General features: G+C 67.4%; 10 protein-coding genes and 1 tRNA gene. 4 read left to right on the top strand and 7 right to left on the bottom strand.

What is annotated here, in order from left to right:
- Positions 1-241: 241 nt before the first annotated feature.
- Entirely contained in the window at positions 242-775 is a 534-nt protein-coding gene (locus ACYVLQ_RS06205; RefSeq protein WP_460696394.1) for a 1-acyl-sn-glycerol-3-phosphate acyltransferase, read from the top strand.
- A gap of 523 nt (positions 776-1,298) precedes the next feature.
- Here the strand turns inward: ACYVLQ_RS06205 and ACYVLQ_RS06200 are convergent.
- Positions 1,299-1,940: a TetR/AcrR family transcriptional regulator gene (locus ACYVLQ_RS06200; protein WP_460696393.1), complete on the bottom strand. Its 642-nt coding sequence runs from the start codon at positions 1,938-1,940 to the stop codon at positions 1,299-1,301.
- Between the two features lie 123 nt (positions 1,941-2,063).
- On the opposite strand from ACYVLQ_RS06200, the gene ACYVLQ_RS06195 reads away from it, so the two are divergent.
- Positions 2,064-2,906, top strand: a complete 843-nt coding sequence (locus ACYVLQ_RS06195; protein ID WP_460696392.1) for an SDR family NAD(P)-dependent oxidoreductase — start codon at positions 2,064-2,066, stop codon at positions 2,904-2,906.
- A 109-nt stretch (positions 2,907-3,015) separates the two neighbouring features.
- Here ACYVLQ_RS06195 and ACYVLQ_RS06190 read toward each other — a convergent pair whose 3' ends face one another.
- Positions 3,016-3,561, bottom strand: coding sequence for a hypothetical protein (locus tag ACYVLQ_RS06190; RefSeq protein ID WP_460696391.1), 546 nt, complete (start codon positions 3,559-3,561; stop codon positions 3,016-3,018).
- A 365-nt stretch (positions 3,562-3,926) separates the two neighbouring features.
- Positions 3,927-5,585 (bottom strand): cutinase family protein, encoded by a 1,659-nt coding sequence (locus ACYVLQ_RS06185; protein ID WP_460696390.1) that lies wholly within the window; start codon positions 5,583-5,585, stop codon positions 3,927-3,929.
- A gap of 620 nt (positions 5,586-6,205) precedes the next feature.
- Here ACYVLQ_RS06185 and ACYVLQ_RS06180 point away from each other — a divergent pair.
- Positions 6,206-6,598: a hemophore-related protein gene (locus ACYVLQ_RS06180; protein WP_460696389.1), complete on the top strand. Its 393-nt coding sequence runs from the start codon at positions 6,206-6,208 to the stop codon at positions 6,596-6,598.
- 76 nt (positions 6,599-6,674) lie between these two features.
- Here ACYVLQ_RS06180 and ACYVLQ_RS06175 read toward each other — a convergent pair whose 3' ends face one another.
- From ACYVLQ_RS06175 to ACYVLQ_RS06165, 3 genes are all read right to left on the bottom strand, one after another.
- Entirely contained in the window at positions 6,675-7,880 is a 1,206-nt protein-coding gene (locus tag ACYVLQ_RS06175) for a sensor histidine kinase (protein ID WP_460696388.1), read from the bottom strand.
- Between the two features lie 8 nt (positions 7,881-7,888).
- Positions 7,889-8,545: a response regulator transcription factor gene (locus ACYVLQ_RS06170; protein WP_460696387.1), complete on the bottom strand. Its 657-nt coding sequence runs from the start codon at positions 8,543-8,545 to the stop codon at positions 7,889-7,891.
- A 168-nt stretch (positions 8,546-8,713) separates the two neighbouring features.
- Positions 8,714-9,058 (bottom strand): hypothetical protein, encoded by a 345-nt coding sequence (locus tag ACYVLQ_RS06165; RefSeq protein ID WP_460696386.1) that lies wholly within the window; start codon positions 9,056-9,058, stop codon positions 8,714-8,716.
- A gap of 542 nt (positions 9,059-9,600) precedes the next feature.
- Here ACYVLQ_RS06165 and ACYVLQ_RS06160 point away from each other — a divergent pair.
- Positions 9,601-9,673 (top strand) — tRNA-Asn (locus tag ACYVLQ_RS06160).
- A 775-nt stretch (positions 9,674-10,448) separates the two neighbouring features.
- On the opposite strand, the gene ACYVLQ_RS06155 is transcribed toward ACYVLQ_RS06160, so the two are convergent.
- The gene (locus ACYVLQ_RS06155) at positions 10,449-11,483 is read right to left on the bottom strand and encodes a polyprenyl synthetase family protein (protein WP_460696385.1); all 1,035 of its coding nucleotides are present in this window, start codon (positions 11,481-11,483) and stop codon (positions 10,449-10,451) included.
- Between the last annotated feature and the right edge of the window lie 62 nt (positions 11,484-11,545).

Genomic DNA, 11,545 nt, shown 5'->3' with positions numbered 1-11,545 from the left:
CCGTCATCCCGGCATGCTTTTCGCCGGGATGTATGGTTCCGCACATTCATCACCAAGCAATTGCTTGTTTTGATAACGTCGGAGGCGCAGGAGGACGGTGGTTCGCGCACGCGCGGCCAACAGGGAATATCAACGGGGATGTGACCAAAGGGGCAATTCGGTTCCGCTCGGCGCCATTTCGGGTGCCGGGCCGGTCGTCGTATACCGCCGTCCACCGGCGACACGACAGACAGGATGGCACATGAGCAACCCCCGGCAGATCCCGGACCCGAACCACCCGCTGCTCCCCGTGGCGCGGGCCTACGTCAACTACTTCACGCCGACGGTCACCGGCGTCGAGAATCTCCCGACGTCCGGCCCGGCATTGGTCATCGGCAACCACTCGTCGATCTACTGGGCGCCCGAGGTGTGGATCACCTTCATGGCGATGATGGACCACAGGCCGGACGAGCCCACCTACGGCGTCGCACACGAAATCCTTTTGCGCGCACCATTTCTCGGCGACAGTCTGCGTGATTTCGGCGTGCTCCCCGCATCCCGGGAGGCGGCGACCGCAGGGCTCGAGGACGGCGGCGCGGTGCTGGTGTACCCGGGCGGCGACTGGGAGGCCTGCCGCCCGTGGTCCGACCGCGCCAAGATCGACCTCGCCGGACGCAAGGGATTCGTCAGGCTCGCACTGGAACTCGGGATCTGGCCGGACTGCCCAGCCCGCTGTCGAGCCTCGCCGACCTCGTTCCGGTCTGACACCATGGTTCACAGGAACGGACAGACATGACAGGAGGGAGAATCCCTTGCTGGATCGTTACGGCTGGCATCTCGGGATCGGCGATCCCGTCACCGTGCGCGCGCCCTGCGACAACCCACGCTGCGTTCACGGCGCGCACGGCACGGTGATCGATTTCGACTCCGAACACCTCATGGTCCGGCTGGCCACCGCACCACTCGGCCACGCCGACGAGACGACTATCCGGATTCGTCCCCAGCATGTCGAGTACGGCTACGCCGGTATGTCTCCTGACCCGGAACCCGATGTGCGGGAGGCGGTTTCGGCCCCGCATTCCGGGTCTGGCCGAAGCCTGCGTTCAGGCTGCCGTCGCCGCCGGAATCGCCGGCAGTGTCATCACCGCCGAACAGGGCGCGAAACTCGTTGCCGCGTGGCGCAATCGGATCACCGATGCGGGAGGACACTGATCCGCGGCAGCGCCGCCTCAGGATTATGTCAGCAAGAAGGCGAGCGCCGGCAACACGACAGCCGAGTAGGTTCCCATCTCTGCATGCCCGATCTCACGGCTGTCGGTTCAACGGCCGTATGCCGCAAGGAATGTCGTGACCGCCGCGTCGGTGATCGTCCACAGTTCCGACTGCGGCACCGCGCGGGTACCGAACCGGGACCGCGCGTCCACGGGGCCGCTGAGCAGCGCGGCGAACTGGGCGGCCGCCATATCCGGGTCGTCCAGGCGCAGCGCACCGGCCAGCGCGAGCCGGGCCAACCGGTCCGCCAGCGCCCGGACGACCCGGGTCGAGACGGCGTCGACGACCTCCAGCAGGTCCGGGAATTGCGCGGCCTCGGCACAGATCAGCCGCCGCAGCGCGCGGGAGTCCTCCGTGCAGTAGCACGCCGCCAGGTGCACGCCCACGTCGCGCAGTGCCGCGGCCACGTCGCCGTCGATCTGCTCGAGCCGTTCGACGGCAGCGAGGTTCGCGGCCAGCGCGTTGTCCGACAGCGCCCGCACCGCCTCCCGGAACAGCGTGTCCTTATCGCCGAAGTGGTTGTAGACGGTGGCCTTGGCGACCTTGGCCGCGGCCGCGATCTCGTCGACCCGCGCCTGCGCGTATCCGGCCCGGGCGAAGACGACGAAGGCCGCCGCAAGCACGGCCTGCTGTTTGTCGATGCGTCCCCGGGCCGCTCGGGTCGAGGAGGTGCCGGCTGACGCGCTCATCCGCCCATCATAGGCAAATTGGACTCATGAGTCTGGTTTTCCAACCTTCTCGGTACTAGACTCATGAGTCTAAATTCCTAATCCGGCAGGTATTCCTGCCGAGCCGAGAACGAGGAGACTCCTATGAAGACCGTCGTCATCTCCGGCGGAACCGACGGCATGGGGAAGGCTCTGGCGCTGACCTACCTGCGGCGCGGGGATCGGGTCATCGCTATCGGCAGCACCCCGGAGAAGGGACGGGCGCTGGTCGACGCCGCCCACGAGTTCGGGGCCGACTCCCGCCTCGAATTCCTGCGGGCCGACCTGAGCCTGGTCGCCGAGAACCGCCGGGTGCTCGATCGGATTCTCGCCGCATACCCGGTCGTCGACATTCTGGTGCTGGCCGCGCGGTACTACCGATCCCGCCGATTCGTCACCGCGGAGGGCTTCGAATCCAATTTCGCGCTGTTCTATCTGAGCCGATACCTGCTCGGGCACGGCCTCGCCGACCGGCTGGAACGGGCGGACGCACCGGTGCTGCTCGACCTGGCCGGTCCCGGCGGTGAGCTGTCCCGAATCCGCTGGGACGACCTGCAATTCGCGCGCGAGTACCGGACCGACGATGTCATGCACCAGTGCGGGAAGCTGAGCGATCTGCTCGGTGTCGCGTTCACCAGGCGTCATCCGGACAGCGGGATCGCCTACGTGCTCCTGCATCCGGGACTGACGGCATCCGGTTTCACCGGTGACTACGACGCCGACGACGCGCGAGTCGTCGCCGGGATGCGGGAACGTGCCCAGCCGATGGACGCGGCACTCCCCCGGTTGTTACGCCACCTCGACCACCCACCCGCGGCTCCGCTGTCCGCATTCATGCAGGATGACGCGGTCGACGTGCACGGCGCGCCGTTCGATCCGAGCGCCGCGGACAAGCTGGCGTCGATCACGGCCGAACTCCTGCGCGGAGATGCGGTGCGCAGCGCCTGATTTCCGGCGCGATCGCCGCTGCCGCATCCGCCGAAAGATCCGGTCGCCGAAGGCACTCGGCTACCGGATCCGCTCGGCGGGCGGCATCACGGCGCGGGCCGGAAGCGAATCACGGTGTGGAGAAACCGATCAGCGCGCCGATACCGGCGCCCACCGGAACCGTGATCAGGGCGCCGACTCCGCCGAGGAAAAACCCGATCACCGCGCCGATGCCCGCCCCGATCAGGGCGCCGACGACCGCGTTGTGCTGTTTGCGCGCAAGGGTTTCTGCCTCGTCGATATGCTGCGCCACCTGCGGTGCGGCAGCCTGCGGCGACAGCGTCAGCGTGCGGCCCGCGGCATCGATCCGCGGTGTGAGACCGACGGTTCCGCCCGCGGCCTGCACCGTCAGCGGCAGCGTCACGACCTGATTGCCCACGGCGTCGGTGAGGGTCACCGCCTGCCCGTCGGGGGTGAGTGCGAAGCCTCCGGCGTCCACGGTGGTGGTCACCCCGCTGTCGCCCGGGGCCGCCGCGGTGACATAGCCGATGCCGTGATCGACACCGCTGATGCCCACTTCGGCCGCCGGTGCGGGCGCGGCCTGCACCGCACCCGCCGTAACCCCCGTGACTCCGATCGCGAGCAGTGCGGTGGCGGCGATTCGATTGGCTCTCATGATCTTCCCCACTTCCATCGGCCGGGCGCGGCCGATAATCCCCTCGTGGCCGGATCTCGGCCGCCCCCATTCTCCCGCGAAAAACCGTGGGCAGCGGTCGGTTTCCGAAACTTGTGATCGATCGGCATAGCTGCTGGTCCGGTTCCCGGGCCGCCCCGCTGGATCCGGCGGATGGGGTTGTCCGACCTCGCGTGGCTCATATCGACATCGCCGATCTGGATTACTTCCTCCCCCGACGGGCGGCAGTTGCTCGACGGTGTCGGCTTCCGGATCGGCGAGGGCGTGAAGGCCGCGCATGACCACCAAGTGTTTCCGGCATGCCGATGCCGGGCGGTCCGACTGGTCGGAGCCGCCCGGCAGGCGCCCTACTTCGACGGCGTCGTGCTCGGGGCCGTGGTGGTTCCCGTCGCGGATTCCGTTGTCCTGGTGGACGATTCCGGGGCGGTCGTGGCGGCCCCGGGCGTACGGTCCGGCGGGGTGGTCACCGTCGGCGCGGTCGTCGTACTCGTAGCCGAGCTTGTCGGCGCGGGGGTGGTCGACGAGACTCCGCCGGTCTGCGAGGCACTCGTACTCGACGAGGTCGTGGGCTTGGCCGAGGTACTCGTCGTCGCGGTGGATTTCGCCGCCGTCGAGGTCTCCGCGGCCTTGTAGGCGGCGGCGAGATCCGCGGCCTCCGGCTTGGCGGTGGGGTCGACGGGCTTCCCCGCCTGCGCCTGCTTCGCCAGGTGGGTGAGCCAGGCCGCCGCGTACTCGGCCGAGGTCAGCGGCTTGCCGCCGTTGGGATCGGCGTCCCTCCAGTAGTCGAAGTGGTGTCCGCTGTGGTTCGGGCCGAGGGTGAGCTGATACGGATCGCTCATGATCACGGGGATGGTGTTCTGGTTCGTCACGATCAGGCCGATGATCTCGTTGAACACCTTCTGCGGCAGGTAGGCCAGCGGCGACATATCGCCCGCCGCGATCGAATCCGCCTTCGCCGGTTGCTTCGGCGACTGTCCCGGCTTGTAGGCCGGATCCGACACCCGCAGCAGGACCTCGAGGAACGTCTCGTCGCTCTGCATCCAATTGGGCTGCGACTGAATGTCGGCGAACGCCGCCAAGGCGATCCGGCCGAGCACGACGGCGACGTCCTGTCCGGTCGCCGGAGTCAGCCCGTCGCGTTCGAGGGCGTCGAGGTTCAGCTGCCGACCGACGTTGACCGTCAACTGCAGCAGCGAGATGTTCTGCGGCGCGGCGCAGGTGAGGTCGCCGTCAGAGCAGAACGACGCGATCTTGCCGTTCAGCGCGCCGAAGTCGCCGCTGGTGCCCGGCAGCGCGCCCTGCCCCGACACCGGTTTCACGCCGTTCTGATAGCGCTGGTCGAAGCCGTCGGGATTGGCGAACGGATCCTTCGCGCCGGGGAACGGACCGTCGCCCGCGCTGCGCCCGGCATCGGCGAGAATCACGACGCCGACGACATCGGCCGGATCGACGATTCCGTATTTCCCGTCGGCGCCCGCCTCTTGATGGCCGACATTCATCGCGACGCGGCGGACGACGTCCGCGCCCTCGCTGTAGCCGACGATCGAGAACTTGGTATCCGGGCAGGCCTGCGTGATCTCCCGCATCACCCGCTCGGTATTCGCGACACCCGTGGTGACCGCGTCTTCGTAGGTCGCCATATTCGCGGGATACGCGATGTACACCGCCGCGTACGAGCCGGGCTCCACCGCCCCGGCGGGCGCGTTCACGACCGGGTCCACCCACTCACTGCTGTGGTCTCCCGACAGCGCGGCGGGCAACTCGTTACCATTGGCGTCCACCAGCAGTTTCGTGGTCCCCGCGACGGGTGTGTCGCCGCGTCCGGCGACCGAGATGGTCACCATGTCGTGGCATTCCGTGACCGACGATGTGAGCTGTGTATCCCTGGTTTGCGGCGTCGACGTGAGCGCGAAAGACGCCGCGACGATTGCCGCTACTCCCAGCGCCGCGGGTGCGGCGACGGCGGATGCTATGCGATGGCGCGCAAGGAACTCGCGAAGAGCCATGTCCTGATCCCCATTCCGGTTCTGACAAATGGACGGACAAGCCCCCCGACGGGCATGTTGTCACGGGGAACGTCGCCGCCGGGGCGTCCAGTGTTACTGGCCGGTCTATTGCGCGGGGAAGATCACGTCGAACCTTCGCGAAGATCGAAAACAGGTGAACCGATATCCGAATTGCCCGGATCATCGTCGAAATGACCGCTACCCACAGGAACGCCTCAGGCTGATCGGTCGCGAGGAGGAGGACTGCGACGAGCTCATCCGCGGATCGGCGAAAGAGTCACCGGACAGGGACTTTCGCGACTGCTTAACCCCACCGACGGCATGCTCGGGCAGGGGCGCGACGTGCTGGTGGCGATCACCACCAACGAGAACCTGTCCCGGCTGCACACCCGGCGGTGGTCCGGCCCGGCCGCTGCCTGGCCGGTTGTCGCACGCGGAGGCCGACGCACGGCTCCCGCGCGAACTCGGCGACCGGCAGCGGGGGCTACCTGTAGCGGAGGGTGCGATGGTTGATTCCCTTGTCGCACAGCGCCCTAACGCCCGGCAAACGAGGGCGCTGGTGGACTGGTCTCCGAGCCACCGACCGCGGTGGCGGGCAGCCGAAGGAAGGAAAGACCAATATGTCGGTTACGAGGTTCACGCGGGTATCGGTGTTGGCGACGGTCGCGTTCGCGGGCATGGTGGTGGCGTCGGGGAGCGCTTCGGCGCAGCCGGACGAGCGGCATCCGCTGGCCGACTCCACCTGCTCGGCCGCGCAGGTCGAGGCGGCGATGCGCGATCACGCCCCCGGGTTCGCCAGCTACCTGGACGAGCACCCCGACCACCGCGCGAGATTCCAGCACATGCTCTCCATACCGCCCGAGCAGCGCAAGATCATCATCCGGGAACGCGGTCGGGGCGGACCGGAACGGCCGGACGGCCCGGGCCGGGTCATCTTCCGCGGCGACGATCCGCGATTCGCCGACATGCCGCGGCAGATGCGCGTGGTCGCCGATACGTGCCACGGCTACTGATCGGCAGGGTGCCGGTGAGGATCGTGTCCGCCGGGATGCCGTGGCGTCCTTCGGCGGGCACGATCCACGGCGAACCTCATCGCTGCTGCGCGAGAACGCCGGTGGCCAGCGCATCGGATTCGGCCGCGGCGGTGGGCAATACCACGGTGGCCCGCAAGCCTCCGCCCGGCCGAGGCTCGGCGGTCGCCTCCCCGCCGTGGGCGTGCGCCACCGAGCGCACGATCGACAAGCCCAGCCCGGCGCCGCGTGACGCCGAGGCATCGGCGCGACGGGTGGTGGCCGTAAGGCGGCGGAAGGGCTCGAACAGCCCGTCGATGTCGTACTCGGGCACCTCCGGACCGGTGTTCTCGACCACGACCCGGCAGCGGCCGTCGGCGGCCTCGGTGCGGACGGCGACCCAGCCGCCCTCGTGGTTGTAGCGGATGGCGTTGTCGATCAGGTTGTGCGCCAACCGTTCCAGCAACACCGGATCGCCGACGACGGCCGCCGGTCTCAGGTCGGCGCGCACGTCCACCCCGGCCGCCTCCGCCGCCGGCAGAGACGCGCCGTGGACGTGCCGGACGATCTCGGCGAGATCGGCGCGCCGCTGCTCGGTCAGCCGCTGCTCGCTGCTCGCCAGCACCAGCAGCCCATCGATGAGGCGTTCGTGCCGCCCGTTCACCTCCAGCAGCGTGGCGCCGAGCTGCCGCATCGATTCCGGCGCGTCGGGCCGATCCAGCGCGACCTCGAGCAGGGTCCGGTTGATCGTCAGGGGGGTGCGGAGTTCGTGCGAGGCGTTGGCGACGAAGCGGCGCTGGCTGTCGAAGGCGCGATCCAGGCGCTCCAGCATCGCGTCGAAAGTATCCGCGAGATCCGTGATTTCGTCGCGCGGGCCGTCGAGCGCGATGCGTTCGTGCAGGCTGTCGTCGGCCACCCGCCGCACGGTCGAGGTGATCTGCTGCAGCGGCGCCAGCACCCGACCGGCCAGCAGCCACCCGAATCCGGTCGCCGCCACGCCGACGGCGGCGAGCGCGCCCAGTGACCAGGCCAGCATGGCGTGCAGCGTGGCGCGCCGGTCGGCCTCGGCCTGGGCGGCGACCGCGGAGGCCAACTGATCGGCCGCGGCCTTTCGGACCCGGAACTGCGGTTCGTCGAGATACTCGCGCACGATGAACTGCGCACCCGGGCGGCGCCCGAGCCACTGCTCCAGCGAGAAGTACATGACCCCGATCAGCACGGCGCCCGCCAGGAAGAAGGCGCCCGCGTACAGCAGGGTCAGCCGCAGCCGGACGGTCGGCCGCAACAGCCGCCTCAGCGCAGGCGATAACCCACGCCGGGCTCGGTGGCGATCAACTCCGGATCGCCCAGCTTCCGGCGCAGCATCATGATCGTGTACCGGACCACCCCGGTGAACGGATCGATGTTCTCGTCCCATGCCTTCTCCAGCAGTTGTTCGGCCGACACCACTCCCCCGTCCGCCCGCAACAACTCTGCCAGAACGGCGAATTCCTTGCGCGACAACATCACCGGCACATCCCCGCGGGTGACCGCGCGCCGGTGCAGATCCATTCGGACGCCGGATCGCTCCAGAATCGGCGGCACCGCCGGTCGTGCCCGCCGCCCCAGCGCTTGGACCCGCGCTACCAGTTCGGCGAAAGCGAACGGCTTGGTCAGATAGTCGTCGGCGCCCAGCCCGAGGCCCGCCACCCGATCGGGTACCGCAGCCGCCGCGGTCAGCATCAGAATTCGCGTTTCACCGCCGGTGCGCACCACCTCGGTGCACACCTCGTCCCCACCCCGTATCGGTAGATCCCGGTCCAGGACCACCACGTCGTAATCGTTGACCCCCACACGTTCCAGCGCCGCGCCCCCGTCGTAGACAACGTCCACAGCCATCGCGTAGCGCCGCAGTCCCGCGCCGATCGCATCGGCCAGCAACCGCTCGTCCTCGACCACCAGAACCCGCACCCCGCCCATCTTGCCCGGCGAGGCTGTTAGGTCCCTGTGAGGAAAGCGGAACTTTCCTCCGAGAGATGCATCGGTCCGGCGCTACCGCCGGGCCCTGTTCCACACCCGTGAGATGCCAGGGCCCGGCGACGGGACCGCCGGACCCGCTCGTCCTGCTGTCGAATCCGCTTACTGCTGACCGCAGGACGTCGCGTGCGCACGGCAGACGAACCAGTCACTCTCGCCGTGCGTGCGGCCGTTGCGCTCGGCCGCGCCCGTGCTGCGGTTGCGCTGGCCGTCACCCCAACGGAGCTGGCCGTTCCGGTCGCGGTTGTAGCCCGTGTTGTTTCCCCGGCTGTTGCCACCGGCGCGATCCGAGGCTCCCGAGTTGTGGCTGCCGCCGCGGCTGTCACTGTTTCCCGGCCCCGCCTCGGCGACGCCGGGCGTCGCCACGAGCGGAACGATCGCGATCGCACCGGCAGCGAGCAGTCCGGTAAGGACCCGGCGGGTGTTCGAATGTGCATTGTCGGCCATTGCTCTTCCGTTCTTCGCGCCACCTCGGACTTGAAGCGACTCAACCCGTTCTATGTACCGTTATTTAACGGCACGTTCAGTGTGGCACACAAGAGTGTGGTAGCGGTATTCCCACCAGAAGTAAGTTTCCGACGGCGGTGATCATCGACACGCGGCCACGGATCCGCCCGCGCCAGCACGGCGCCAGCCAGGCCCTTTCCATCGAATCCCCGTGAGCTGCACTAGGTATCGAGGCCGAGCCGCACCTCTCGACAGACCGCGCCCAGAACCGACGTCAGATGCCGACACAGCCGCCCCGACTACCGGGCGCCCCGCGCATCAGCACAAACACCCACCCGCCACCGCCCACTGACAATCCTTGTCACGGCACGCAATGAGCCACCATTCGGCGGCAAGATGTTGCACGCCTCAACCCTCCGAAGCCCACACCCCATCCCTCCCACCCCGGAACTATATTGGCTGGTAGACCCCCGATTTGGGTGCCCGACCATGGATACGCTAAAGTTTTCCCTCGGTCGCCCAGAAGGCACCCCACCAGATAGTCCCCTATAGCTCAATTGGCAGAGCAGCCGACTGTTAATCGGCAGGTTACTGGTTCGAGTCCAGTTGGGGGAGCATAAATCGGCCCCTGACCAGCGAAAATGGTTCGCTAGACAGGGGCTGAAGTCGTACCAGACTTGTAGATAAATCGCCGAAAGTCGCCAGGCGTACCGATCCGCTTTGATCTTGATCGGCACCGAGTCGAAGCCCGTCCACCACGGCTCTGTTCATCACAGCGGCCGCCTCGTGGTGCACCTTGCCACGCCGCATGTACTTGCGCTGAGTCATCGCAGGGTCCGCGTGCTGGAGCACGTCGGCCGTCACTCGCGCGGATAGTTTGGCGTCGTCCAGTGTTAGCGCGATCAGCTTGCGGAACGAATACGGGACGATGTCATCGGGCAGATCATGTGCTTCCCGGACCCTCTGTCATTGGTGATTCACACTCGAGAGCGCTCCGTATACGGGTATTGATTCGATATTCGACCTTGCGCAAGTCCTCGGGATCGTGGACGGACAGGCCGGAGACTTGTGGGAAGCGTTGGCGCAGAAGGCCGTTCGTGCTTCTCGTTGGTCGACCGCATCCACGGTGATCTCGGACGGCGAAGTAGATGCCCTGGCGGAGATCTACCCACTTGCCTCGCACGAAGCTACTGCGCCGAGTTGTCCGGGTCGCTCTCGGCGAAGAATGTCAGAGTCGTACCGCAGCCCTGCCGGGGCGGGCCAGCTCGCGTCCTCGCTTCCGACGCGCACCGCCGGGCGGTGACCGCGGTCGCGCAGGACACGCCGGCTTGCTCATGCATGCCGGGCACTGACCAGTTTCGGACCTCGAGAACAACGCTATCGATGCCGATCAAGGTTCGGACAGGCGGCACAAATCCGACAGAACAATGGTGAGTTCGGCTTCGCTGGTGAGGTCGGGGGCAGCGCGGGGAATCCATTGCAGCATACTGTCGGTCCGCCTTCTGACCTGGTTTTCCAGCCATGTCTTGGCTCCGCACTGTTCGAGAAGGGAGCGGATGTGCACGAGTTCGGCGAGGGTGGTGGCGCTGGTAGCGGGCTGACTGTAGAAGTCGGCCAATTCGGCAGACGTGCTGGGCGCGTGTTGCAAGGCATAGACCGCGATGATGGTCGGTTTCCGCTGCCGCAGGTCCGACAGGGGATCTTCCAGCTGCGAGTAGGGATCTTCCCACAGGCTGGCGTAATCGTTTCTGAGCTGGTAGGCCAACCCGAAAGCTCTGCCCAACCGCGTGGCGGCGGCGACGCGATCGGCGGGCGCGTTGACACTTGCGGCCCCCGAACTGAAAAAGTAGCTGGCCGGAACAGCAGCTTTGGCGGCATAGACGCGCATGACCTCGGTCAAACCGACCGAGCGTTTACGCTTGAGGACCGCCTCGGCCGTCTGCCCCTGACCGATGGTCGACACGCACGAGGCCATCTGGTGGCGTAGCCAACCCCCGTTGTCGGCAGCCTCCCCGCCCAGCCGATCGAATGCCAAGGCCACGAGAGCCGTGCCCAGATGAACAGCTGCGGGCTTGCCGAAACTCGCCCAGATGGTCGGGATTCCGTACCGTACCCGATCGCCGTCGACCAGATCATCGTGAATGAACATGCCGGCGAACATCAATGTGTTGGCGACCGCGACGTTGCGTGCACGGAGCCGGCAAGAACCGTCGCTCCCAGCGGCGAGCAAAGTGAACGTCGCGGCACGGCGGCGTGCCACCCGCTCATGCGGGTCTGTGGGGGCCCCATCGGAGTCGACCCAGCCAAAATGGTACTGGGCCATATGTCGAAGCGGCTCGTGCAATTCGGTCACCGCCTCACGCAACACAGCATCGATATCGGCAGCGACGGCTCGGCGGATCTGAAAAGCGGACTGCGGCAACATTATTCGGCTCTCCTCCGGTGAGTTGCCTGGAGCTCCGGCTATGGGCTCCATGATCAGGCGTC

It is taken from the genome of Nocardia thraciensis (genome assembly GCF_054782435.1).
Note: the sequence above shows the minus strand (reverse complement) of the source record. Positions and strands in the feature narration are given on the sequence as shown.

Bases quoted from the DNA above. Each gene is read 5' to 3' on its own strand.
- ACYVLQ_RS06205 (WP_460696394.1), top strand. From the start codon at position 242: ATGAGCAACCCCCGGCAGATCCCGGACCCGAACCACCCGCTGCTCCCC.
- ACYVLQ_RS06200 (WP_460696393.1), bottom strand. From the start codon at position 1,940: ATGAGCGCGTCAGCCGGCACCTCCTCGACCCGAGCGGCCCGGGGACGC.
- ACYVLQ_RS06195 (WP_460696392.1), top strand. From the start codon at position 2,064: ATGAAGACCGTCGTCATCTCCGGCGGAACCGACGGCATGGGGAAGGCT.
- ACYVLQ_RS06190 (WP_460696391.1), bottom strand. From the start codon at position 3,561: ATGAGAGCCAATCGAATCGCCGCCACCGCACTGCTCGCGATCGGAGTC.
- ACYVLQ_RS06185 (WP_460696390.1), bottom strand. From the start codon at position 5,585: ATGGCTCTTCGCGAGTTCCTTGCGCGCCATCGCATAGCATCCGCCGTC.
- ACYVLQ_RS06180 (WP_460696389.1), top strand. From the start codon at position 6,206: ATGTCGGTTACGAGGTTCACGCGGGTATCGGTGTTGGCGACGGTCGCG.
- ACYVLQ_RS06165 (WP_460696386.1), bottom strand. From the start codon at position 9,058: ATGGCCGACAATGCACATTCGAACACCCGCCGGGTCCTTACCGGACTG.
- ACYVLQ_RS06155 (WP_460696385.1), bottom strand. From the start codon at position 11,483: ATGTTGCCGCAGTCCGCTTTTCAGATCCGCCGAGCCGTCGCTGCCGAT.